This is a genomic window from Mesorhizobium sp. M1406 (genome assembly GCF_040317555.1).
Taxonomy (GTDB): domain Bacteria; phylum Pseudomonadota; class Alphaproteobacteria; order Rhizobiales; family Rhizobiaceae; genus Mesorhizobium.
In genome coordinates, this window is record NZ_JAMYKW010000042.1 from 23,540 (window position 1) to 47,582 (window position 24,043).

Here is a 24,043-nt window from a genome sequence, read left to right on the forward strand (position 1 = left end):
TGTAACGAGGGAACGCTAACGTGGCGCCGCTACGCTAAGCGAGTTAAGCGATGTTAAGAGTGGTTATGGGTGCTCCTTCGCGCCGCAACGTCGTCCAAAATCAGCGCCTTAGGCCTTGGAACCACCGTCCGCAGACGTTGACGCGTTAAGACTTGATTTTACAAGAATTAGGACGAAATGCGGTTTAGCGGTCAACGAACATTATAAAGCCGAGGCGCTAACAACTGACGGAATTTAAACGGAGATAATTTTGAACGAGCGAACAGGGATCCATCCCCGTCCCTTCGCCGGGCGAGTGGCACTTTTGACCAATGCGGACCAGGGCGTGGGCATTGCGACTGCCTGCGCGTTGGCTCAGAGCGGCGCCGACTTGGTGCTAACACTGAACACGCAGGAGGCGGGCGAGCGGATACTCCAGGCCATTCAACCTTTCGGCGTCCGTGTTGCCATATATCCTTCGTCCGCCAGCCCCTCGCCGGCTGATTTCCTCCGAATTACCCGAACAGCCATAGCGGACTTCGGCCGGATTGATATCGTGATCGCCAACTGCGAAAACCGTGTCCACGGACAGATTGACGATGAAGACCTGGACGAAGATGCAGTCGAGCACCAGCTTGCAATCCATATACGCTCGACCACGGCGCTGATCCGCGCCGCGGTGAGGGTGATGAGCTCGGGTGGCCGGATTGTCGCGCTCGGAGCGAGTTTGGCAGATCGCGTCGGAACGCCCGGCCTTGCGGACTTTGCTGCGACCCAAGCTGCACTATCGGCATTTTGTCGGGGAGCCGCTCACGATATTGGCCCTCGCGGCATAACAGTTAATGTTGTGCAGATCGGTGCGATCGAAACGACGCAAGGCTTTGCGCTCCCCGAAATAATGGAAGCTGAGCGAGAATCGAATGCATTAAAGCGCCTTGGTCGACCTGAAGAAGTGGCAAATGCGATCCTTTTCCTCGCGAGCCCAGGGGCGTCCTTCATCACCGGCGCAGTGCTCAACGTTGACGGTGGCTACAACGCCTAAAGCATTGGATCAGAAAACAACATTAGTTGAAGGCGTTGCCCAAGACCATTCAGAACCCTATAGGTATTTGGGGGGCCTGGGAATGGCTGCGGGGTGGCGTGCTCTGCAGGGCGCGCCCGTTTGAGCTGCCCCGCCTATCGCCCAGGCCCGTCAAACATCTGATTGAACGAATGGGCCAACTGAGGTTTGGTAGCTTCGAACTCGACATACCGGGGCGGCGTCTGTCTGCGGCCGGGAACGCCTTACATCTCGGCGGCAAGGCTTTCGACATTCTGGCTGTTCTGGCTTCGCGCGCCGGAGAGATCATCCGCAAGCAAGAGCTGATTTCCCTGGTGTGGCCGGATACGACCGTGGAAGACGGGGCGCTTCGCGTCCATATTGTCAGCCTGAGAAAGCTCTTGAGCGACATTGATGGTGGGCGATATATCGAGAACGTTCCAGGCCGGGGCTACGTTTTTGTCGTTGCCGTCACGGAGGCGAAAGCATTTGACAGCGATGGACCAGCATCGGCCTCCACCAATCAGACCGGTGTGTTGTCGATCGCATCAAACCTCCCTCGGCTTGCAAGCCGACTGATCGGGCGGGAGGAGTTCATCGACGCCACAGCCGAAGCACTGAGAGTGAACAGGCTCGTGACGATCTCAGGCACGGGCGGGATTGGGAAAACCTCCGTTGCGTTGGCAGTTGGCGACAGCCGAGACAAGCGAACGCTGTTTGTTGATCTGGCGGCGTTGAATGACGGCCAACAGATTATGCCGACGCTGGCGTCCCTATTAGGCATCACCGCATTTGCCAATGATATCGAGGCGGGCGTTCTCAATGTCTTGGCTGAGGAGGATCTTTTGCTCATCTTCGACAATTGTGAGCATTTGATTGACGCAGTTGCCACAGCTGTCGAACGCATCCTCGGATCAGCGACAAGTATTTCGATCCTTGCAACCAGCCGGGAGCCGCTCAGGGTAGCAGGCGAGCGCATCCGGCAGCTACCTTCGCTGCAGGTTCCGCCCGAAGGCTTGTCGGCGAGTGAAGCCCTTTCGTACTCAGCCGTGCAACTTTTTATTGAACGCGTTGCACAGTCGTCGGATCTTGAGGACCTGGATCAGCCCGACAGCGTCTTGATGGTCGCCTCTGTCGTCCGGCAGCTCGACGGGATCCCCTTGGCGATCGAGCTTGCTGCTTCTCGCGCCGCGAGCTTGGGTTTGGCGCACCTCGCTGCCTCGCTGGATAATCCTTTCGCGATCCTTCGAAAGGGACGAAGGACCGCTCCGCCACGGCAGCAGACATTAAGAGCTACGCTCGACTGGAGTTATGACAGCCTCACGACGGAAGAGCGGACGCTTCTCCAGGACGTCGCAGTTTTCGCAGGCCCATTCACAGCCTCGGCTGCCCAAGCCTTGAGCTCATCTCATATTGGCCAGGAAAAGTTTCACGAGACTTTCGACGGACTGTTTCTAAAGTCCTTTCTCTCGGTCGTTGGAGGCGATGGAACATACCGTCTGCTTGAGACGACGCGCCGTTACGCATTGGAAAAACTGACGGAGGCAGGCAGAGCCATCTCGCAGCGCACCGCACATGCACTTTATTGCGAGCAGAAACTCGCTGCCGCCGAAATCGATTGGAAGAGTTTGACGACGAAGGACTGGGTGCAACGATACCTGTCTCTCGTCAACGACGTGCGTTTGGCCGTGCGATGGTCAATGCCGGAGACCGGCTATGAGCAGTATGCCGTTGCGCTCATCGCCAAATCCCATGTACTTTGGGTTCAACTGGGATTGATGAGCGAACAGGCGAAACTCGTCGAATGGGCACTCGGATTTCTACCCAGATCCGGCCACGCAGGCACCGAAGTTGAAATTCAACTTCGCATCGCCCGTGGCGGGCTTTTGTATCATACTCGCGCGTTCATCGATGACGAGGCCGCCGCCGAAGAGTTCGTCAAGGCCGGGGAAATTGCGCGTGCGGCTGGCGACATCCCCAAATACATCCAGGCGATGACCGGCGCGAACTCGATCTGGACTTCAAACGGACACTACACTCGATCGATTGAGAAAGCGCTCGCCATCCGATCGGAGCTTTCGCAGATACCCGCGAATGTCTTCAGCCGGATGCTGGACAGTCCCCACTTCTTCCGTGGAGATCTTTCGGATGCGATCCGGGAAGCCGAAGGATCTATCGAGAATGCGAAGGGTCTACTGCGGTCAACGCAGAATACCGGTGTCGGATACGAGCAACGGATGATCGCCTCGACGATTGTCGCATTTTCCGGTTTCTTGCGGGGCGAAACCTCGAAGGCCCTCAAGCATCTTCAGGCATTGGAGAAAGAAGCAAAGGAGCTGGATTACGCAATCTCGACCCTGCTTCTCCTCATGACCGCTGCATGTCCCGTGGCCTATCTTGTCGGCGACAGGACGACGGCGATCCGGCAGTTGGACCACGTCGCGGGCCTGGTCCAAGCTCATAACCTCCAGCGCTGGGCGTTATGGCTTCGAGGTTATCGAAGGATCATTGTCGATTGCGCGCCGGTTGAAGGCCTCGCCGATGAGTTCGCCGATGCGCGTGGCGCCCTGCTTGATTATCTTGTGACCCTGGCTGGAGATCGAGCCCCCCTCGACGCACTGGACCGTGCACTCTCTGGTGAAGTCGGATGGAGCAGACCCGAACTGCTGCGGCTCAAGTCTGAGCGACTGCTGGCGGTTGATGAAGCGCAATCTCGAGCGCTGGTTCTTCAGTCGCTACAGCTTTCCCAGGAAATGGGAGCCTCGTTCTGGGAACTGCGATGCGCATTGTCTGCGTTTCAGTTCGATGCTGGAACCTTCCGCCCTGCCCTAGTCGGTGCGCTATCAAAAGTGGACGATAACCTTACGACAACGGATATGCTAAAGGCGCGCGCTCTTCTGGAGTCCGGAACGGGTCTCGTCTGAAGCCGAGAATTGCGACGGGCGATACCCGCAATGGCGTCGCTTTGAGCGGCATTCGCTAGGACTCGGTAGCCGAGGCATTGTCTGAAAACGACATCCCGTTCCATGGAGCGGGATCGCACAAGACTCGCCCAGCACGCATCGTCTAGCCAGTCGAGATGCGCGAAATCGCCCTTGACCCCCTTGCGGAAGCAACGGCCCTGATACTTTTCCGTCTTCTGGTTCGAGTCGTTCTCGGGCGGAGGCCCGCGGCTGTTCGACTTGTCGTGAACTTTTGCTTTTTCTTGCTGCTGACCACGATTCTGCTTGTCGCTGGACATGTCCCTTTTGCTGCCGAAGCGAGGGACCCCGACATCACTCAGACCGTTCTCCTTGATCTGATGAAGGCGATCTGGTGGGCCGCGGGCGCGAGTGTTGTCGTAAGCGCCGTGCGTCTCTTCCTGATTTTCGAGGGGAATTCGAAGGAAGGACGCCTGCTCCAGGACCTGGTGGTGGCAATTGTCTATATTGGATCATTCCTGTCGATCAGCGCTATGTCTTCGGGATACCCGTTGGCACGCTCATTGCGACCTCGGGCGCATTTGCAATCATTCTTGGACTTGCGCTTCAAAGTACGCTGAATGACCTGTTCTCCGGAATTGCCCTGAAACTCGGTCATCCCTACACCGTGGGAGACTGGATCTTTCTGGACGCCGGTACACAGGGCAAGCTGATCGAGACCAATTGGCGTTCGACGCACTTGGTCAATTCGGCCAACGATCTCGTCGTTATTCCAAACAGCGCCCTCGCCAAAGCGATATTCATAAACCTCAGCAGCCCTTCCCACAGTCACGGCAAAAAGCTCAAGGTTCGCGTCACGCTTGACAAGTCGCCGGTAACGATCGAGGCGGTGCTCCGCACCGCATTGGCCAGCAGCAATCTCATTGCCAGAGAGCCGCCCACATCGACACGCGTAACGGGTCTGAGCCGGGAGGTCGTCGAAGTCGAACTGAGTTTCAGTGTGAGTTCGTTGAGCCTCTCCGATGCGGCGCAATCTGAGATATTCGACCTCATCTACCGCCATCTGAAGGCGGCCGGCCTCTCGCTTGCACCGGAGCCTGGCGAAGGCTCTACGGGGAAAGGAAGCAGGACTACGCCAGAACACCACCCGAGTTCGGCGTGGCGACTTCTGAATGCCATCAACCTTTTCGCCGCGCTCACCGAAGATGAAAAGGGAGCGCTTGCGGCCTCGATGACCCGTCTAACTTTCCAGCAGGGCTCCACCATTGTGGAGCGCGGCACGAAGATGGCCTCGCTTTATATCATCAGAAGCGGCGTTGCGATTGTTGAGGGGAAGGACGGCTCGAAGCACGAAGACGCGCGAAAGCTATCCCCGGGCGACTTCATTGGAGAAGTTGGTGTGTTGATGGCAGCAGCCGAGAGAGCCTCCATCCGGGCTGCAACCTTCGTCGTCGTCTATGAGATTTCCAAGGAGCGTATCGCGGCGCTCTTAAGTGACAGACCCGCCATTGCTGATGAGCTCGGGACGATCGTCGCCAAACACACGGACCTTGCAGCGAACCCCACCGCGGGTCTTCGCAACGCGGAGCACACTGCAACGCTCTCTCAGAAGATCAGAAATCTCCTGCATGCTGAACCTCCGCACGGTTCGTGAGCAGTATGTGCCAATACCGACGCCGCCTGCCCACGTAACAAGACTTAACAGCACTTAACTCGCCTAACGGATTGCCAATTTGCATTTTCCCGTCGGGCAGCCGCCGGAAATTCACTCGCTCAAACCAAAAAGGAAACGCAGATGCGAAAGACACTCGAAACCTCCAAAACAGAAACTGTTGAAGCGAACGGCATCCATTTCGCCTATCGTCGGCTCGGTCCGGAAACCGGCGTTCCGCTCGTCCTCCTTCAGCATTTCACGGGCACGATGGATGCCTGGGATCCCAAGGTCGTCAACGCGCTTGCGACCGAACGTCCGGTAATCGTCTTTAATAACACCGGCGTCGGGACATCCACGGGCGAAGTCCCTGATAATGTGGAGCAGATGGCGTATGACGCCGAGGCCTTCATTGTCGCCGTCGGCCTGAAGGAAGTGGATCTACTCGGCTTCTCGCTCGGTGGGTTCCTTGCTCAAATCATGGCACCGCGGTCGACCATCAACGTTCGCAAGCTGATCGTTGCCGGATCAGCGCCCAAGGGCGGCGAGGAGCATCTGTTACAGGTCGTCGAAGAGGCTTTCTCGAAAAATGCACGCGATGTCCGCCTTCCGCTGTTCTTCACGCCCACAAAGGCAAGCCAGGCCGCAGGCGCTGCCTTCGTCGATCGTGCGGCCGCCCGCAAGGAGGATCGTGATCCGGACAGTGGCGAGAATGTCAGCAATCCGCAGGCGAAGGCGATCATCGGCTGGTGTGCAGAGAAGGATGAAGCTCACGCCTCGCTGAGGGCGATCAAGCAGCCCACGCTTATTGTTCACGGCAGCGACGACACGATGTTTCCATCGATCAACGCCTACCAGATGTTCAAAAACATGAGCGATGGCACGCTGATTATTTATCCCGACTCGGGTCACGGGGCACTGTTCCAGTACTCCGAAACGTTCGTCGCCCACGTAAGCACTTTCCTCGACGCCTGATCAGTCAATTTCAAAGGACATTTCAATGAATTCGCTCGCACAGAAGATTGTCGACGCCCATGGCGGGCTCGAAACCTGGAACAGGTTTACTAGCCTGACCGCGCATCTGACACAGGGAGGCGCCCTGTGGGTGCTCAAGGGTCATGCCGGCAAGCTTGACGAAACGAATGTGACCGTCGGCTTGCGCGATGAGTGGGCCTCCCATCATCCGTTCGGTCCCGACGGCAAGGTCTCGCAATTCCGGCCGGGCAAGGTCGAGATCCAGGACAGCTCGGGCAACGTCGTTGAAGAGCTCAGCGATCCGCGCGCATCGTTCGCAGGACACACCCTCGAGACGCCATGGTCCGAGCCGCAGCTTGCTTATTTCGCGGGCATTGCGATGTGGACATACCTGAACATGCCGTTTGTGCTCGCCCAGCCTGGCGTCGTCAGCGAACAGTTCGAAGACTGGACGGAAAAGGGTGAGACCTGGAACCGGCTGAAAGTCACCTTCCCGAAGGAAATCGCCACGCACAGCACCGTGCAGACACTTTACGTCGATGCTGACGGCCTTCTGAAGCGGCATGACTATGATGTCGAGATTGCCGGAAACACGCCGGGCGCCCATTACATTTCGGGCTACACGACAGTTTCAGGCCTGAAGTTCCCGACTGAGCGTCGCATTTTCCCGCGTCAGACCGACGGAAATTCTCTGTCGGAACCTCTCGTAGTGTCGATCGACCTTTCGGATATCGAGCTGCGCTGAACAGCTTGGGCGACGTATCGCGCCGCCCTCAAATCAATGATTGAGGAAACAGAGATGTTCGTCCCACAAATTGGCTTGGGAGCGGCGAAGCTGGCTCTCGCTGCTGCCGAGGAAAAAGCCGCTGCGATCGGGGTACGATCCACAATCGTTGTTCTCGATCACGGCGGAGAACTTGTCGGAATGGCGCGCATGGACGGCGCCTGGCCTGGCGCCTTCGACGTCGCGGTCGGAAAGGCTCAGACCTCACGCTCGTTCCACGCGCCTTCTGCGGCGTTCGTTCCCATGATCCAGCCCGGGGCTGCGTTGTTTTCGATCGGTAATGCGGCAGGAGGCAAATACGTGATTCTAGGTGGTGGTCTACCCATCGAGATCGACGGACATGTGGCCGGCGCGATCGGTGTGAGCGGAGGCACGGTCGAGCAGGACACGGCTGTTGCCGAAGCGGCGCTCGCAACCATCAAATCATCAAAAGAAAGGAAGTAACAGTGACCAATCTAGTCGAAACCGCAATCGAGGCGCATGGCGGAATGGAGCGATTTTCTCGTTTCTCGTTCCTGACGGCAAAGCTTCATCAGGGTGGCGTTCTCTGGGGTCTCAAGGGCAAAGCGACCGTTCTCGAAGATTGCCATCTCAAAGTCGATCTGAAGCGGGAATGGGTTTCGCATTGGCCGTTCTCCCCGACCAATAACAAGTCGGCATTTACCCCTGACCGCGTTACCATCGAAACGCCGGCGGGCGAAGTCGTTGAGGAGCTTCTCAACCCGCGCGCGTCGTTCGACGGCTATGAAATGGAAACCCACTGGAGCAATCCGCAGGTCGCCTATTTTTCCGGTTACACAATGTGGACCTATCTCACCTCACCGTTCATTCTGAAACAGCCAGGGGTCGTTTCGGAGGAGGTCGAGAGCTGGAACGAAAACGGCGAGACCTGGCGCCGGCTCCGCGTGACTTTCCCCGCCTCCATCGCAACCCACAGCACGGTGCAGAGCTTCTACTTCAATGCCGATGGAATTCTCGTTCGCCACGACTACGAGGTAGATATCCAGGGCAAAAACGCCGCGGCCCGCTATTTGACGGACCCGGTGAAGGTCGAAGGCATAACGTTGCCGTCAAAGATGAGAATTTTCCCGCGTCAGCCCGACAACACGCCTTTGTCTGAGCCGCTAATCGTGTCGGTCGATTTGTCCGGTTTCCACTTTGAATGACGTCTACGGAGGGGCTTTGGAAACAAAGCCCCTGTGGCGCGCACAGGCCATTTGCGGCCTCGGGCCGCTACCCGAACGCCGGACAGGCATATCCCGAATGCTCCAATAACCTGTGCTTCCCGGGCCTTCCACTTCGGATTGCAGATAATTCCATTCACTTCCAGGGAGGCCCCGGTGACATCGATCGGCTACTTCAAAAATCTTCCCGCAGACGATCCCGAAGCGATCGTGGTCATCGAGATCGAAAAGCCTTCGAGCTATCACTTTCAGGTACCTGACAGCAGCAGCAATTCTGAAATATGACAGTCTCGGTTCAAATGAGGAGCGTGTTTTGAAAATTGGGCGATCGGAAGTATACCGCGTTCAGGAATATGAGGGCCTCGGCTTTCCCCCCAAGTATCACCTGCCCGCTTGGACAGCAGAGGCCGTCGCCAAACACGCGGACTGGATGATACCCCGTTATTACGCGCCGGAACACGAGCGCCTCATCGGATCCGTCCACAGTTGGATTGTCCGGACATCCGGGATCACCGTGCTCGTCGACACCTGCTCGGGGAACGGAAAGGAACGGCCGCACACGCCGTTCTTCTCGATGCTGGAGACGTCCTATCTCGAACACTTCGCAGCTACGGGAATCGCACCGGAAGACGTGGACTATGTTCTCTGCACGCATCTGCATGTCGATCATGTCGGATGGAACACCTACGAGCATCTGGGGCGCTGGATTCCGACATTCCCGAATGCGAAATACCTGGTTTCCCGCATTGAGTTTGAATTTCTCGCCGAGCATGAGGCCGAGCTCGAAGACAACGCCCGGATTTTTGCAGACTCTATCAAGCCTTTAATTGAAACCGGACAGCTTCTCCTTCTTGACCCTCCTTTCGAGCTTGCGGAAGGCGTATTCATCGAACCGGCTCCCGGCCATACGCCCGGTCACGTTTTGCTTCGAGTACAGGAGTCAGACGGCGATTTGATCTTCGTCGGGGACATACTTCATCACCCTATCCAGGTTTGGTATCCGGACTGGAACAGTCACGCTTGCCGAGATGGTGAACAAGCTACTCAGACCAGACGTAGCCTCTTGGAACACTGCAGCGGAACGTCGACGACACTGCTCCCTGGCCATTTTGCGGCACCCTATTGCTGCCAAGTCGGTGGAAAATCAGGCCTCGGCTACGAATGTATCTTCGTGGCAGACGACGAATAAACCGGCTTGAGGCTGCCTCGAAGTTGGCAAAAGGAAGTGCCACTTGCACCGGTTGACAGTGACCGGTGTAACAAGGCGCTGTGCCTCGGTCGGCTTCGGGCCGGCGGCGGTTGTTCCTGTTGCAGCGTATGCCCTGACCGAATTTTTAGGTCCGCTGGTCTGGCGTGGATTCTTACGCTTCGCACAACCAAGCGGATGTGACCCTGTACACGAGTGTAGCTTTCCTGAAAGGGGTAATACTGATAGCCGTGAGGCTTCACCCGGTCCTGTTTCCTCGTTCGTTTGAGCAGAGCAGGCATCATCTCGAAACGCACCACGCGATGGCGCCGAAGACATACGAAGGTAGCAGTGGAGTTGATAATTCTTCGATTTGCTGAATTCGAGCTCGACATTCAACAACGCCGACTTCTCAAAGACGGAGCGTTGATCCGGCTAGGATCTCGGGCCTTTGACCTGCTCACGGCGCTTGTCTTGCGAGCAAACCAGGTGATTGCGAAAGAAGATCTCATTCGAGAAGTCTGGCCAAACACTACCGTATCCGAAGGCGCGTTGCGGGTGCATATGGCTTCGCTTCGCAAGGCACTAGGCCTCGGCTCACCATGTCCCTTCCTCAGGCACGTTGCCAATCAGGGCTATATCTTCGAGGTTAACGTCGAAGAGCGCGGGGTCGACCCGAAAAACCCCCGGCGCGCAGACTTGGCCGGCTTGCCAGCGTTCGCCATGAACGTGATTGGCCGACGCGGGTTCGTCGAGAGTTGTCTGGCCGTCCTCGACAAAGGTGTGCTAACAATCGTTGGCCCAGGTGGCATCGGCAAGACGACCGTCGCTTCCTTGATTGTCCAAGAGGCGGCGGGCGACTTTGAGAAGATAGTATTTGTCGATCTGGGCGCTCTCGCCGGAGAGGGTCGCATCGCGCTATCTCTGGCCTCGCAGTTCGGGCTCACGTCCTACGGCGACAGCCCTCTTCCGGGCATCATCAAGGCGATCGGCGGACAAAGGGTCCTACTTTTCTTTGACAATTGCGAACACCTTGTCGATGAGGCAGCAAACGTCATCGAAGAGCTAACCCGCAGGGTGCCGAAGGCCCAAATCATTGCAACAAGCCGCGAGCCGCTTCGCATACAATCAGAGACCGTCAGGCGGCTTGGGCCGCTAGAAATGCCAAGTGAGATCGAAGCGGAAGCGTTTCTCACCAAGTTCCCGGCCGTCGAGCTGTTTCTTGAACGCGCGTCTCTGTCCATGGGCGACTCGTGGACAAACAGTCCAGGAGATCTTTCGAACATCGCAACGATCGTTCGCAAACTGGACGGGATCCCCCTAGCCATCGAACTGGCCGCAGCGAGAATCGTCGACCTCGGAATCTCCGCTTTGTTGCAGTCACTAGACAGTCCACTGACGGTTTTGCGTCGGGGACGCCGCACAGCTCCTCCGCGACAGCAGACGCTAAGAGCAACTCTTGATTGGAGTTACAGCTACCTGTCCGAGGACGAAAAGCAGCTTTTGATGCTGCTTTCGAGTTTTGCCCGCGCTTTCAGCTACAACGCCGCCACCGCAATCTCCAGAGACTTTCTTGGGCCGGAGGCTTTCGACGACGCGCTGACCGGTTTGCTTGCTAAGTCGCTGATATCGCAGCGTGAGGCTGGCGGTCAGCTCAAGCTGCTTGAGACGACCAAAGAGTATGCTGGTGTCAAACTGAACGAGACGACCTATGCCGAAGACGTCCGGGGGACACATGCACGGTTTGTCCTTGGTCAATTGCCTGCAACCGAGCAGGATTGGGACAAACAGACGACACATGAGTGGCTGGCAACGCACGGAAGTCTCATTGACGACCTGCGAGCGGGTTTGAAGTGGGCTGATTCAGCAGCCGAGCATCAACTCTTCGTCGATCTGGCGTCCAACTCTGACCTCCTCTGGACCCAGCTCGGGCTTATGGGTGAGCAGTTCCTGGTGGTCCAGCAGGCAATCGAGAAACTTGCGAAAATTGGACAGGATCCGGTTGCCGAAGCGAAGTTGCGCACCGCGTACGGGGCAATCTCCTATAATCTTCACAGCGTCCAAGGCGACGATGACTCCATCCAACAGTTTGAGCTCGCGGCAAAAGCGGCAGAACTCGTCGGCGAGCCCGCTCAAGCTGTGCGGGCCTATAGTGGCATCTGTGCCATTCTGATCGTACAGGGTCGGTATGAGGCCGCCGATAAGCTCACATGGAAAGTCGACAAGGAGTTGGGACTGCCGGCTCGCTCGACGATCGTTCGCATCGCAGCTCATAACTCCCATTATATGGGCCGGAATGACGACGCTGTGCGGTTTGCCCTCGAGGCCATAGACGCAAACGGTGCTCTCAGGAAAGGTACCCGCACAAGCGGCGTACACTTTAGCCAAAGGCATCTTGCGCTTATGGTCATGGCGAAGACGGCATGGATTATGGGTTCCACTGATAGAGCCCTCGCGATTCTCGACGAGCTCCTCGGAGAGGCTGCCGAAATAAATCATGGCGTTTCATCGTGCCTAGTGCTCTCGGTAGGAGCCGTGCCGATGTACCATTGCATGGGCCACACGAACCTTTCTCGTAAATATCTCGATCGCCTGCAGCACGTGTCTGAGACCAACTCGCTATTTCGGTGGAAGGAGTGGGCTGAAAGTTATGAACTCTTAGGCTTTGGAAGGTCCCCCACAAAGGACGCTGATGACGTAATCCGTGATCTCCTGAAGGGTGCTCATGGACCGCGACTGGAGAACACCGTCGTCGTCGCCGGCGGTCGCGCCCCGCAACAGCTTCTCGACCTTGCCATTTCTGGCGAGGCAGGATGGTGCAAGGCGGAACTCTTTCGGCTAAAGGGCGAGCTTTCGGCGCGCAGCGGAGGCGACGGCCGAAACTGGATCAAACGGGGTCTCGAACTCGCCTACCAACAGAAGGCACTACTGTGGCAGCTGCGTTGTGCTACATCACTCGTCGAACTCGAGACGGGACCAGAGCGCGGCGAAGCGCGACGGACACTCGAACAGATCCTCGCCGCCTTTCCGCAGGCCCCGCCTGCTTTGGAGTACACCGCGGCCGCGCAGGTTCTTGCCGCATAGCCAACCCGTTGTTGCCCCATCGCGGCGACCGCAGTACCACGGAGCCCGGCATGCAAACATGCCGAGCCCATTCTCTATCCGGCTGCTGACGCTTAGCTCTTCACGAACGCAAGGAGATCCGGATTGATGACATCTGCTTGCGTCGTTAACATGCCGTGCGGGTAGCCAGAATAAACCTTCAGCGTTCCGTTCTTGACCAATTTGACGGACAGGCGTCCCGCGTCGTCGATTGGAACGACCTGGTCGTCGTCACCGTGCAGAACGAGTGTCGGAATGGTAATCTTCTTTAGGTCTTCCGTTTGATCGGTCTCGGAGAACGCCTTGACACCGTCGTAATGTGCCTTGGCGCTTCCGATCATCCCCTGGCGCCACCAATTCTGCACAACGCCCGGATAAACCTTAGCGTCCGGCCGGTTGAAGCCATAGAACGGTCCAGACGCAACATCGAGGAAGAACTGTGCTCGATTGGCGGCGAGCGCCGAACGGAAGCCGTCAAAGACCTCAATCGGAGTGCCGCCGGGATTGGAGGCAGTCTTAACCATCAGCGGCGGGACCGCACTCACGAGGACAGCCTTGGCGACGCGTCCATTCGGCTGACCGTACTTTGCAACGTAACGCGCGACTTCGCCGCCGCCGGTCGAGTGCCCGATATGAACGGCATTTCGCAAATTGAGATGTTCGACGACAGCCCAGGCGTCTGCAGCGTAGTGGTCCATATCGTGACCATCGCTGACCTGCTGAGATCTGCCGTGGCCGCGACGGTCATGTGCGACGACGCGGTAGCCATTCTTGACGAAGAACAGCATCTGTGCGTCCCAATCGTCGGATGAAAGCGGCCAGCCATGATGGAAGACGATTGGCTGAGCGTCCTTCGGACCCCAATCCTTGTAGAAGATATCGACGCCGTCCTTGGTCTTAACGAATGAATCGGTCATTGGGAATGATCCTTGCTTGTGGTCTGAGGAGGAGGTTTTGGTCGCGGCAAAGACCGGGCTGGCCATTGCAAGCGACAGGGTTGCTCCCGCAAGCAGGGTCTGCCTGCGCGAAAGTTCGAAAGAATGGTTGCGGTTCATCTCCGACTCCTTTGTCGTCGCTCGGTTGGCGGAAACCCGCGACCGTCACGATGGGAGGCAGACTAAAAGGCTGACGTCCGCGCTTATTGTATCTTTCGGCGCAAGTTGATGGGCCCCTCCCCTCGACAGGCCAAGGCACGGCGAAGGCAGCCGGAGGGTATGCTTGGTATTTGGCAGGCGATAGTGGAAGATAACGTCATGTGATGCGAGACATCATCCTATGGTTTAATTCTGGGCGAACCTGAGTTCAATCGTCAAATCGGCAGGCATTCGGCACCTTCGGCGCATTCACGACAAGCCAAAGAGGTTCCAAAATGAATGCCCAAGCAAACATCGCGTCACGCCGAATTCTAGACAACGCTACTTCGGTCGGCACTCCCGACAGCCTCGAAATCGCGGCAATCGTGCCCGCGCAGCAGGATGCACCGGCCTATTTCCCCAACACGGTGGGGAATGTCGTCAATCGGGGCGGCCTGGCTCCTTGGCAACGCAAGAAGGTCGTTGCCTTTATCGAGGAGAACCTGTCTTTGACCATCCGCATTGAGCAGCTGGCCGAGCTTGTCCGATTGAGCATCAGTCACTTTTCCCGCGCCTTCAGACTGACATTCGGTCAGCCACCATATGGATATATCTTGTTGCGCCGGATGAGCTATGCCAAGGAACTGATGATCGGCACCAGTACGTCACTCAGCCAGATCGCTCTCGATTGTGGAATGACCGACCAGGCCCACTTCTGCAAAGTTTTCAAGAAAACCTTCGGTACCTCGCCAAACCGCTGGCGCGGGCCCAATCGCGAGACGGCAATCGCACCGTCGGTCCGCACGGTTCACTGAGTCAGCCCGGGCTCGCCCCACCTCAAGGCCCATCGCCGACCGAACGGCGATGGGCCGTGCTTCGTTCATGACCGAGCCGACGCCGCTGCACATGCCCGTCCAAGTAAGACAAAAGAATCCAAGGACAGCCAGCCGCCCTACGCGAAACGCCCGGCGGCTCCTGCAATCAGACTATCAAGTTTCTGGGCCGCCGTAGGCGTCTTCAAGGCAGCGGATCAATGCATCCGCAAGGACCGGTTTGTGCAGGAGTTCTCGCGCTCCACCCGCCATAGCTTTGCGCCGAATGTTCTCGTCCTGCAAAGCCGTCATCATGACAATCGTAATCGCAGGGCGAAGCGTGCGCACAATCTTCTGGAGCTCGAGACCTGTGATCCCCGGCATATTGACGTCGGTAAGAAGGACAGAAACCTCTTCGACCAGCCCTGAGTCAAGGAACTCGCGGCCGGAGCTGAATGGTATGGCGCGATAACCCATGGATTCAAGGAAACCCGACGTCGCCTCGAGCAACCCTTCATCGTCATCGACGATCGCTACTGATCTCTTGCCGCCAGACACCGTTACGTCCTTCCTCGTCCGGCGGGCTTGGTAAGAATAGCCGCCAGGACGCATCCTCTCAAATACGCGGGCCGGCTTCTTCACGTAATTAAACCAGAGGATGCTTCCATGACGTTTCGATCCAATCCGAGTAGGCGATCAGACCGACGTTCGCTTGTTGAAGCGCTGACGGAAGGGAGAGCCGACCGACCGCGTTACTCGATGGTCAGACCGCAGCCTTGAGGTGCTCTGCCTTGCGCACCAGATCTGCCACGGAGATGGACTTCATTTTCCGCATGACCCTGCTGCGGTGAATTTTCACGGTGATTTCGGTGATACCCAGCTGGTGCGCGATCTGCTTGTTGAACAGTCCGGCAACGACCGCGTCCATCACCTCATGCTCCCGGGGGGTGAGTCCGGCCGCCAGTTCCGCGATTTCAGCTGATGCGGAGGATTCCGCCCGCCTGGTGCGGTCCTGATCTATTGCCAGCGAGACCGCATCGAGGATTTCCTGATCGCGAAATGGTTTCATGAGGAAATCGAGGGCGCCTGCCTTCATCGCCCTCACCGTCATCGGCACATCGCCGTAGCCGGTCATGAAGATGATGGGCATCCTGTTACCCATAGCAGCGAGCTTTGCCTGCAGCTCCAGCCCGCTAGACCCCGGTAACCGAACGTCTAGAACCATGCAGCCCGGGCGATCTGGCAACGACGAGGCCAAAAGATCTGCGGTCGACCCGAAGCCTATGGTTTCAGTGCCTACCGAGCGCAGGATCTCCGCCACGCTTTCGCGCATCCCATCGTCGTCATCGACGATGACCACCAGTGGCGTATCTTTTGCGGCAGCTGCCATGCGTTCCGCCATTACCTTCTGCATCAAATCCCCACGCGGTAGTGCACCGGCGAGCTCGATCAGCGCGAGCGCTAACCCTTTCCTACATTGATGCCAATAATGCCCCGGCACGCCAGTGCCGGATCGTACAAATTCCCAAATGAAAACGGGGCTATCAACACCCGGGCCAAGCTGGCGGCCCTCCTCGGCTACAGGAAAGTCCGCGGAAAATTCCCGCAAAGCAGTAAAGATAACGATCCGTCGCAATGCCTTCAGACATCATCAGAGCAAAGAGTGACACCCGCCCCGGCGCTTTGAACGGGCCCATGACGTTCCGCGTCCTTCTATCCAGTCTGATCGGCACATCGGTCGAGTTCTATGACTTCTACATCTATGCGACGGCAGCGAGCCTTGTATTCGGCCCGCTGTTCTTCCCCGCCACCGTTCCTGCGGCCGAACTCCTAGGTGCATATGCAAGTTTCGGGATAGCCTTCCTAGCCCGGCCAATGGGAGGGGCGGTTTTTGGTCACTTCGGCGATCGAATTGGACGCAAGGCAACGTTGGTTGCGGCCTTGTCGCTGATGGGCGCGTCGACAGCAGCGATCGGCCTTTTGCCAACCTATGCGGTAGCTGGCTGGCTGGCCCCCGCGCTTCTGTGCGTCCTCCGCTTCGGGCAGGGATTGGCACTGGGTGGGGAATGGACAGGAGCGGTTCTGCTGGCTTTGGAGAACGCCCCTCCTGGCTGGAAAGCGCGTTTTGCCATGTTTGCTCCGCTGGGCGCCCCGATCGGCTTCGTCCTTGCAAATGGGTTATTCCTCGCTCTAACGCTGCTGCTCACGCCCGAGCAGTTTCTCGACTGGGGTTGGCGTGTACCCTTTCTCGCAAGCGCGCCATTGGTCGGGATCGGGCTTTGGGTTCGTTTCAATCTCGTCGAAACGCCCGAATTCGCAGCCGCGATCGCCGAAGCGAAGCCCGCCCGCGTTCCAATCATTGAAGTGCTCAAGGACCATTTCACGCAGGTTGTCATCGGCTCGCTCGGCGTCGTGGCCTGCTTCTCCCTGTATTACGTGATCACTGCGTTCGCACTGGGTTATGGGACAGCAAATCTCGGGATCGACCGCTCTGACCTTCTGATCATTGAACTGGGGGCAATCTTTTTCATGGCCGCGTCCATTGTCGGGGCGTGCTGGCTATCGGATCGTTTTGATCCGGAACGAATCCTTATCGTTGGCTGCATCGGCACCATTACATCGAGCATGCTTCTCGCTCCCATGCTCGGTGGTGGTTCATTGTGGGTTATTTTTTTCTATCTCGCGTTTTCGCTCACCGTAATGGGCTTCGTCAACGGACCACTGGGGGCCTGGCTGCCGAGCTTATTTCCCGCGCGCATCCGATATTCAGGGACGTCCCTCGCATTCAACATCGGGGGCATTATTGGTGGAGCGTTCTCTCCGATCGTGGCGCAAGCACTTGCCGATAGCAGCGGCCTCGTCTCTGTCGGCTTTTATCTTGCAATCACGGGGGGACTTAGCCTTATCGGCTTCGACGCGAGCGCCCGCAGGCGAGCAGTCAGCGCGCTGGAACGCAGCGAACGCCGCTATCGGTCGATCTTCGAACAGACCCATGTATCGCTGTGCGAACTGGATTTTGCCGACCTGCGAGCGTACCTTGAAAGCATCAGAAACAAAGGCGTCATGGATCTCCCGGCTTTTGCAGAAAGGTATTCGGGATTTTTCACCGATTGCGCGAAATTGATCCGATTCACCGACGTCAATGATGCGACTGTGGAGCTGCTCGGATGTGGATCGCGCCAAGCCATACTCGAGCCTATCAGCCGCTTCCTTCCACCGGGAAGTGATCTGTTGCCCCACCTGATATTCGCCGCCGATGCGGGCGCGGAAAGATTAGAACGGGAGGTCCGCCTCATCAGAGCCGACGGACGAGAGGTCATCGTACTCTTCATCCTTGCCTTCCCGGATGACCAGCAGGCGTTCGACCGCGTGGCATGCGCCATGATCGATGTAACCTTGCGGGAGCAAGCCAAGGAGGCCTTGAACGCCGCGCAAGGAGAGCTCGCCAGAGCCGGGCGGGCCGCAGCAGTTGGGGCGATATCTGCCTCGATCGCTCATGAGGTTAACCAGCCGATCGGAGCGGTCGTCATGTTTGCCCAGGCATGCATTCGCTGGCTTCAGGCGACGCCGCCAGACATCGCCGCAGCTTCGACGGCGGCCGAGCGGGTGGTACAACATTCCTTGCGCGCCAGCCAGATTATCCAGCGGACCCGGGAGCAGCTGAAAGGCCAGAAGCGACAGCCGGAGATTTGCGACATCAAGGAAGTCCTAGGTGATGTCGCTGGCCTGCTGGAACGGGAACTTGGTTCCATGTCCGCAAGGCTTTCGGTTGATTTAGCTTCGGACGACATGTTCATAACGGCGGATCGTGTCGAGATCCAGCAGCTGCTCGCCAACCTGATTACCAACGGGCTGCATGCGATGCACGCAACAGATCCGATCCGGCGAGAAATCAAAATTTCAGTTGCGACCGCAGCAGGTGACACCATCAAGATCTCGGTCCAAGACAATGGAACCGGTATTAGCGAGGACAACCTTTCAAAGCTCTTCAACCCATTCTTCACCACCAAAGCCGAAGGAATGGGTATGGGCCTTGCGATCTGCAAGACCATTGCCGAAGCGCATGGAGGTTCCCTGACTGTTCGTAATCATGAAGGCGGCGGGGCATTATTCGAGGTCGATTTTCCAACGGCCGCTTCGCTGAAAGGTTTCGATCTGGGCACGGTTTGAAAAAGGGGCGACCCTCGTCGAGGCTGGGAGGAGAGACGAGGGTCGCGCTTGAAGGCCGACGTGACGCGGCCTTGGACCGAAGGCGGGGCGGAGACGCCTTCGTCTGGTCGGGGGTTCAGTAAGGGGGACCTGAAGCGGCCCGACGGTTATATCCTGAAGAGGCCTCACGCTTTCGGATTGTACGATTGAGCTTCTTCCAGGCGTGGCTCAATCATTCACCACTTGCGCACCCGTGCCGCCGCTTGAGAGCTCGTCGCGCACTTTCCGTCTGCCGATTGGTAGGAGATCCGGGTGTCACGACAACCCAACTGCCGGCGCCTGGCCGCGTCGGGTGCAGCGAGAGAGCGGCATCATCGTCGGGAGAAAGGCTCGGACCGCATGCCCCCCAGGCGATAGGCATAGCCGCCATCGTGTGCTCCGACATGATAGATAATGTGCGTGTACTGACCTCGAAGATAGATTCAAGTGCAATCGCGTTTTCAGATCGCGCGAGACCTGATCAAAACCGATCGAGGAGCTACTTGTTTTGTCGAAAGAGCTCATGATCCTGAAAGTCGTTATCCGAACATCTGGATCTTACAATATCGACCTTGTCATTTGGCTACCAGTTCACATCGAACAATGGAGGCTGTGATGATCGCCCTTTCTTCTGAAAATATCGAACCGACGAATTCGACGAAATCGCACCTAGGGCCCGCAATTCCCGCTTCGATGTTTGGGATCGTGCTGGGAACCGCCGGTCTTGCCAACGCTTGGCGAGCAGCCAGCGAACTCTGGCATTTCCAATCGACGATCGGAGACGTCATTGGCCTCGTCGCGACGGCCATCTGGGTAGCGCTTATCGCGCTTTTTGCTACCAAATGGGTTCTGTTTCCCGCCGAGGCCAAACAGGAGCTTGGGCATCCCGTGCAATGTTGCTTCGTCGGTCTGATCGGTGTTTCGACCATGCTGGTGGGGTTGGTGCTCGCCCGCTATTCCGACATAACTGCAAATGTTCTCTATTGGGCCGGCGCAATCTGGACGGCAGGATTTTCAGTTTGGAGGACTGGCGCCCTGTGGCACGGCGGCCGCGACGCGACGACGACAACCGCCGTCCTATATCTGCCCTCCGTCGCGGGTTTCTACGTGGTCGCGATAGTGGGCGCACCTTTGGGATACCTCGATCTCGCAAAGCTCGCGTTCGGCGCCGCATTCTTCTCATGGCTTGCAATCGAATCGGTCCTGTTGAACCGTCTGTTGACAACGACGGAGTTGGCCGAGCCGCTTCGACCGACGATAGGGGTCCAACTCGCTCCTCCCGCTGTCGGTGCGGCCGCTTATCTCGGTGTGACGGACGGGACACCCGACATGCTGGCTCACGCAATGGTGGGTTACGCGCTCCTGCAGCTCATTTTGATGATCAGGATTTTCCCCTGGGTCCTTAAGCAACCGCTCAATGCTTCTTACTGGGCGTTCTCGTTCGGGCTCACGGCCCTTGCGACGGACATCATCCGGATGGTCTGTCGGGGCGATCGTGGCTTGTTGGAGTATTTGGCCATGCCGGCGCTCGCGGCGGTTACGTTCGCATTGCTTGCATTGGCGCTCTTCTCTCTTCGGCTCCTGTTCACCGGGAAACTTTTGCCCCTTCGGCCGATCGGGCGATAGGTCCAGACCGCCGCGTCGCGGCGTCAACGGGAGCCATCGTGTGCGGCTCCAGCGCGCGGGGGGATCCTGCAAGCAGGATACCTCCCGATCCCTGGCCTCATGTAATAGCGAAGGAGAAGGCAGTGAAACTTACGGACAACACGATCTTGATTACTGCTGGCGCGTCGGGCATCGGACGCGGTTTGGCGGAAGCATTCCACGAACTTGGCAACGAAGTCGTTATCGCCGGGCGTCGACGGGCGCTGCTCGAAGAGGTCGCCGCGGCAAACCCAGGAATCCAGACGATGCAGCTTGATGTGGGAAACTCGCACGGCATCCGGGCTGTCACGGAACAGCTGATCCTTCAGTTTCCCTCACAGAATGTATTGATCAACAACGCTGAAATCATGCCATTCGACGACGCCGGCAGCGAGATCGACGAGAAGATGACTGAGAAGGTCATCATGACGAACCTGCTCGGTCCGATCCGCTTGACCTCTGCCCTCATCGAACACCTGAAGAAGCAGGCGCGAGCGACGATCATCAACAACACGTCCATCCTTGGCTTCGTTCCGCTCGCAAACGCCGCCGACCCTGCATTCCTATACGCTTTCACAACGCTTCATGCCGCGGAACACGTCGGTCGCCGTGCAGGAAATCGCTCCCCCTTTGGCTTTTTCAAAACGACAGGGCCGCCGTCGATGTTGATGCGAAAAAGCTTGTAGGGTTTTTCCCGCAGGTCATTGCCGTCGTGGAAGCTAGGCTGCCGGTTTATCTGTCCGCACGCACCGTATTTCAACCATCTAAACACGCCTTATCTCTCGCGCCTCACGAAATTCGGCGTTGCCCCCGATGAGGTTGACTACGTCCTCCACGCGCATCTGCACGTGGATCACGTCGGGTGGAACACGAGGCTCGTCGATTGCCGCTGGCAGCCGACCTTTCCCAATGCGCGGCACCTATTTTAGAGGAATCGGCTGGCAAGAGAAGTTGGTTCACCTCTCAAGGAAGCAACTCAGATACCGCCGAAGGACCGAGGTCTCGCCCCGGCCCTTTAATTTTGTGTCGGTCAGGATCAGTGACCCCAGATGCCTTGGCCATATTCGTCGTTGGAAACAGGCTTGCGTACGGTTTTCGGCATGCCGGTATCGTTGTTCATTCTTTTGGTCGAGGAGGTATACGTGTTGTCAGACGCAGTTGCAGGCTGCTGGGCCTCGTTGGACCCATAGTGGTCGCTTCCGGCAATTGCGCTTCCTGCTGTAACAACAAGAGCGGCGGCAGCAAGAGCTGTCATTTTCATTTTAGTAACTCCATCGTTATCTTGGTGGTCTTCACCCATCCAGCTATAAAGCCTCGCTCCCCCGAGACGATTGGACGATCCGGCTGTGTGACCCATACGTTGGCATTGGGCGATGCAAGCCGAAGGGCAGGGACAATGTTGTTGACGGGAGGCAGCCTTGCCGCTGCGCTGAACATTCGTCGGGCGAATTGGTATTTGGAAGCAGCCGCTTGCGTGGATCTTTATTGGCCGCGGCCCCGGCACCATTCCAGCGCTTCCGGCCATCCGCCGCAGCATGCCACCGGTCACCCGATCTCAGCGATGACCTACCCTGGACCTTGGCATCGTCTGACTGACCATTCCGCATAATAGGTCGACGCGCCGGGTCGGCGCATTCTTCTGCGCATCGGTCATGAAAGGCCGCAAAAGGAGAAAGCAAATGCCGAACATTACTAGGATGCTGGCGCTCGCAGCGGCACTTGCCGTATCGAGCACCGCGATGGCGCAGCCGGTCGGCCCAGAGGCCAAGCCGACGGTCGTGCTGGTGCACGGCGCCTTCGCCGAGTCGTCGAGCTGGGATGAAGTCATCATCAAACTCAACAGGGACGGCTATGTAGCCAAGGCCGCAGCCAAGCCGCTCCGCGGCGTCGCCAGCGATGCCTCGGCGGTCGCGGCCATTCTCCGGTCGATCCCCGGGCCGGTCGTTCTGGTGGGCATTCCTGTGGCGGGCCTGTCATCACCGAGGCCGCCAACGGCAATGCCAACGTAAAGGCGCTGGTCTATGTGATCTGCATCGCGTCAGGCCGACCACCTTGATCGTAATGGCCAATATGGCGGAAACCCTGGATGAGTTCCGGCTTCTTCAAGAATCTAGACGTCACTGCTTCACCCGACCGAATAAGAGGCCACCGCGTATTCCGCTACGAGATGATCCTCGTTCGGGGATGCACCGCCTGCGCCAACAGCTCCAATCACCACCCGTTTGGGATCGCGGATCGGTACGCCGCCAGCCACAAAAGCGAGCTTTCTCGGAATGGAGGTTTCGATCGTCGCCAAGGGGTGCCCGCTCGAGACTGCGAGGCAAAGGTCTTTCGTGGATACGCCAAAAAATACTGCCGTCAGCGCCTTGGACGCTGAGGTATCGATAGATGCCAGCGCAGCGCCGTCCATCCGGGTTGCGAGCACGAGGTTGCCGGCGCCATCCAACACGGTGATTGTGTAGGGGACCCCGACGTCAGCAATCTTTTCGATCGCACGCTCGGTGATGGAGCGAGCGACGTCGAGCGAGAGGATGACGGGGGAGATCTGTTTAAATTTCGGCATAGGAAGATCCTGTTGTAACGGTCGCCCATTCGCGACCAAAAGTTGGAAAGGCTGGAATCACTCGAATTGCGAGGTGGCTAGACCGTGAGCCGGAGAGTTTGGTCCCCAAAACTGGAGCAGGCTCCGATCGGTCAGGAGCCCGGCCCTGATTGACCGGGTCCTTTCAACAAATGCTTAGAAATGTTCGAGAACGATCTTTCCCTTTGCCTTGCCGCTTTCGATCGTAGCGTGTGCCTTCTTGAGATTGGCCGCGTTGATGGGGGCAAGCGTCTCCGTAATCGTCGTTCGAATCTTGCCTGCGTCGATCAGTGCGGCAACCTCGTTCAACAGCTTCCCCTGCTCGTCCATGTCTGCCGTCTGGTAGATCGAGCGCGTAAACATCAACTCCCAATGCGTCGAGACAGCTTTCCGCTTGAAAGGAACGATGTCCAGACTGTTGGGATCGTCGATCAGTCCGAACCGGCCTTGCGGGGCGATGAGCTCGATGATCTCCTTCAGGTGATAATCCGTCTCAGTGGTCGAGAAGACGAAGGCAGGTGACCCAATACCCAGCTCGGCAACCTGAGCGGCGATTGGTTTGCTGTGATCCACGACATGATGGGCGCCCAGTTCCTTGACCCATGCTTGCGTCTCAGGACGCGAGGCGGTTGCGATCACGGTCACATTGGTGAGCGCCCTCGCCAACTGGATGGCGATCGAACCGACGCCGCCGGCGCCGCCAATGATCACGATCGCGTTCGCAGCGCCCGGTACGGGCTTGCGGATATCAAGACGATCAAACAGCATTTCCCAGGCTGTGATCGCCGTAAGCGGAAGCGCGGCCGCTTCGGCATTCGAGGCCGATGCAGGTTTTCCCCCTACGATCCGTTCATCGACGAGATGGTACTGGCTATTTGCGCCAGGACGAATGAGCGAGCCCGCATAGAAGACCTCGTCGCCAAT

At 57.7% G+C, this 24,043-nt stretch carries 21 protein-coding genes and 1 pseudogene; 16 read left to right on the forward strand and 6 right to left on the reverse strand.

From position 1 onward, the window contains the following. Positions 1–250: 250 nt before the first annotated feature. The 10 genes from NKH03_RS25710 (at position 251) to NKH03_RS25755 (ending at position 12,803) form a co-directional block, all read left to right on the forward strand. Positions 251–1,021, forward strand: a complete 771-nt coding sequence (locus NKH03_RS25710) for an SDR family NAD(P)-dependent oxidoreductase (protein ID WP_352869847.1) — start codon at positions 251–253, stop codon at positions 1,019–1,021. Between the two features lie 170 nt (positions 1,022–1,191). Then, positions 1,192–3,942, forward strand: a complete 2,751-nt coding sequence (locus NKH03_RS25715) for an ATP-binding protein (protein ID WP_352971398.1) — start codon at positions 1,192–1,194, stop codon at positions 3,940–3,942. A 391-nt stretch (positions 3,943–4,333) separates the two neighbouring features. Continuing rightward, positions 4,334–5,593 (forward strand): mechanosensitive ion channel family protein, encoded by a 1,260-nt coding sequence (locus NKH03_RS25720; RefSeq protein ID WP_352869845.1) that lies wholly within the window; start codon positions 4,334–4,336, stop codon positions 5,591–5,593. A gap of 141 nt (positions 5,594–5,734) precedes the next feature. Continuing rightward, complete coding sequence (locus tag NKH03_RS25725) at positions 5,735–6,565, forward strand: alpha/beta fold hydrolase (protein WP_352869844.1); 831 nt, start codon at positions 5,735–5,737, stop codon at positions 6,563–6,565. Positions 6,566–6,590: 25 nt separating this feature from the next. After that, entirely contained in the window at positions 6,591–7,310 is a 720-nt protein-coding gene (locus NKH03_RS25730) for a hypothetical protein (RefSeq protein ID WP_352869842.1), read from the forward strand. A 54-nt stretch (positions 7,311–7,364) separates the two neighbouring features. Continuing rightward, positions 7,365–7,793 (forward strand): GlcG/HbpS family heme-binding protein, encoded by a 429-nt coding sequence (locus NKH03_RS25735; RefSeq protein ID WP_352869840.1) that lies wholly within the window; start codon positions 7,365–7,367, stop codon positions 7,791–7,793. Between the two features lie 2 nt (positions 7,794–7,795). After that, positions 7,796–8,515: a hypothetical protein gene (locus NKH03_RS25740; protein WP_352971400.1), complete on the forward strand. Its 720-nt coding sequence runs from the start codon at positions 7,796–7,798 to the stop codon at positions 8,513–8,515. A 174-nt stretch (positions 8,516–8,689) separates the two neighbouring features. Continuing rightward, complete coding sequence (locus tag NKH03_RS25745; protein WP_352869837.1) at positions 8,690–8,818, forward strand: hypothetical protein; 129 nt, start codon at positions 8,690–8,692, stop codon at positions 8,816–8,818. A 28-nt stretch (positions 8,819–8,846) separates the two neighbouring features. Beyond that, entirely contained in the window at positions 8,847–9,722 is an 876-nt protein-coding gene (locus NKH03_RS25750) for an MBL fold metallo-hydrolase (protein WP_352869835.1), read from the forward strand. 354 nt (positions 9,723–10,076) lie between these two features. Then, positions 10,077–12,803: an ATP-binding protein gene (locus NKH03_RS25755; protein ID WP_352971403.1), complete on the forward strand. Its 2,727-nt coding sequence runs from the start codon at positions 10,077–10,079 to the stop codon at positions 12,801–12,803. 92 nt (positions 12,804–12,895) lie between these two features. On the opposite strand, the gene NKH03_RS25760 is transcribed toward NKH03_RS25755, so the two are convergent. After that, the gene (locus NKH03_RS25760) at positions 12,896–13,876 is read right to left on the reverse strand and encodes an alpha/beta fold hydrolase (protein ID WP_352971405.1); all 981 of its coding nucleotides are present in this window, start codon (positions 13,874–13,876) and stop codon (positions 12,896–12,898) included. Between the two features lie 314 nt (positions 13,877–14,190). Between NKH03_RS25760 and NKH03_RS25765 the strand changes: the two genes are divergently transcribed. Continuing rightward, the gene (locus NKH03_RS25765; protein WP_352869830.1) at positions 14,191–14,709 is read left to right on the forward strand and encodes a helix-turn-helix domain-containing protein; all 519 of its coding nucleotides are present in this window, start codon (positions 14,191–14,193) and stop codon (positions 14,707–14,709) included. A gap of 174 nt (positions 14,710–14,883) precedes the next feature. On the opposite strand, the gene NKH03_RS25770 is transcribed toward NKH03_RS25765, so the two are convergent. Both NKH03_RS25770 and NKH03_RS25775 read right to left on the reverse strand, forming a co-directional pair. Beyond that, on the reverse strand, positions 14,884–15,264 hold the full coding sequence (locus NKH03_RS25770) for a response regulator transcription factor (protein ID WP_352869828.1): 381 nt from the start codon (positions 15,262–15,264) through the stop codon (positions 14,884–14,886). Between the two features lie 205 nt (positions 15,265–15,469). Next, positions 15,470–16,120, reverse strand: a complete 651-nt coding sequence (locus NKH03_RS25775; RefSeq protein WP_352876592.1) for a response regulator transcription factor — start codon at positions 16,118–16,120, stop codon at positions 15,470–15,472. Positions 16,121–16,401: 281 nt separating this feature from the next. On the opposite strand from NKH03_RS25775, the gene NKH03_RS25780 reads away from it, so the two are divergent. The 4 genes from NKH03_RS25780 to NKH03_RS25795 all read left to right on the forward strand — a co-directional run bounded on the left by NKH03_RS25780 (position 16,402) and on the right by NKH03_RS25795 (position 21,467). Next, the gene (locus NKH03_RS25780; protein WP_352869826.1) at positions 16,402–18,876 is read left to right on the forward strand and encodes an MFS transporter; all 2,475 of its coding nucleotides are present in this window, start codon (positions 16,402–16,404) and stop codon (positions 18,874–18,876) included. A gap of 633 nt (positions 18,877–19,509) precedes the next feature. Continuing rightward, the gene (gene tehA / locus NKH03_RS25785; RefSeq protein WP_352869824.1) at positions 19,510–20,520 is read left to right on the forward strand and encodes a dicarboxylate transporter/tellurite-resistance protein TehA; all 1,011 of its coding nucleotides are present in this window, start codon (positions 19,510–19,512) and stop codon (positions 20,518–20,520) included. A gap of 122 nt (positions 20,521–20,642) precedes the next feature. Beyond that, a complete protein-coding gene (locus NKH03_RS25790) occupies positions 20,643–21,224 on the forward strand; it encodes an SDR family NAD(P)-dependent oxidoreductase (protein ID WP_352869823.1) in 582 nt (193 codons plus the stop codon). A gap of 18 nt (positions 21,225–21,242) precedes the next feature. Continuing rightward, entirely contained in the window at positions 21,243–21,467 is a 225-nt protein-coding gene (locus NKH03_RS25795) for an MBL fold metallo-hydrolase (RefSeq protein ID WP_352971407.1), read from the forward strand. A 107-nt stretch (positions 21,468–21,574) separates the two neighbouring features. Here NKH03_RS25795 and NKH03_RS25800 read toward each other — a convergent pair whose 3' ends face one another. Further along, a complete protein-coding gene (locus NKH03_RS25800; RefSeq protein ID WP_352869821.1) occupies positions 21,575–21,799 on the reverse strand; it encodes a DUF680 domain-containing protein in 225 nt (74 codons plus the stop codon). A 418-nt stretch (positions 21,800–22,217) separates the two neighbouring features. Between NKH03_RS25800 and NKH03_RS25805 the strand changes: the two are divergent. Next, positions 22,218–22,576 (forward strand): annotated as a pseudogene (locus NKH03_RS25805) (alpha/beta fold hydrolase); the annotation flags it as partial. Positions 22,577–22,663: 87 nt separating this feature from the next. Here the strand turns inward: NKH03_RS25805 and NKH03_RS25810 are convergent. Both NKH03_RS25810 and NKH03_RS25815 read right to left on the reverse strand, forming a co-directional pair. Further along, on the reverse strand, positions 22,664–23,101 hold the full coding sequence (locus NKH03_RS25810; protein ID WP_352869820.1) for a GlcG/HbpS family heme-binding protein: 438 nt from the start codon (positions 23,099–23,101) through the stop codon (positions 22,664–22,666). 174 nt (positions 23,102–23,275) lie between these two features. Further along, on the reverse strand, positions 23,276–24,043 hold a 768-nt coding region (locus tag NKH03_RS25815; RefSeq protein WP_352971409.1), incomplete at its 5' end, for a zinc-binding alcohol dehydrogenase family protein.

Coding starts and splice junctions, on each gene's coding strand:
- NKH03_RS25715 (WP_352971398.1), top strand. CDS start 1,192: ATGGGCCAACTGAGGTTTGGTAGCTTCGAACTCGACATACCGGGGCGG.
- NKH03_RS25725 (WP_352869844.1), top strand. CDS start 5,735: ATGCGAAAGACACTCGAAACCTCCAAAACAGAAACTGTTGAAGCGAAC.
- NKH03_RS25730 (WP_352869842.1), top strand. CDS start 6,591: ATGAATTCGCTCGCACAGAAGATTGTCGACGCCCATGGCGGGCTCGAA.
- NKH03_RS25735 (WP_352869840.1), top strand. CDS start 7,365: ATGTTCGTCCCACAAATTGGCTTGGGAGCGGCGAAGCTGGCTCTCGCT.
- NKH03_RS25760 (WP_352971405.1), bottom strand. CDS start 13,876: ATGAACCGCAACCATTCTTTCGAACTTTCGCGCAGGCAGACCCTGCTT.
- NKH03_RS25765 (WP_352869830.1), top strand. CDS start 14,191: ATGAATGCCCAAGCAAACATCGCGTCACGCCGAATTCTAGACAACGCT.
- NKH03_RS25775 (WP_352876592.1), bottom strand. CDS start 16,120: ATGCAGAAGGTAATGGCGGAACGCATGGCAGCTGCCGCAAAAGATACG.
- NKH03_RS25780 (WP_352869826.1), top strand. CDS start 16,402: ATGACGTTCCGCGTCCTTCTATCCAGTCTGATCGGCACATCGGTCGAG.
- tehA (WP_352869824.1), top strand. CDS start 19,510: ATGATCGCCCTTTCTTCTGAAAATATCGAACCGACGAATTCGACGAAA.
- NKH03_RS25800 (WP_352869821.1), bottom strand. CDS start 21,799: ATGAAAATGACAGCTCTTGCTGCCGCCGCTCTTGTTGTTACAGCAGGA.
- NKH03_RS25810 (WP_352869820.1), bottom strand. CDS start 23,101: ATGCCGAAATTTAAACAGATCTCCCCCGTCATCCTCTCGCTCGACGTC.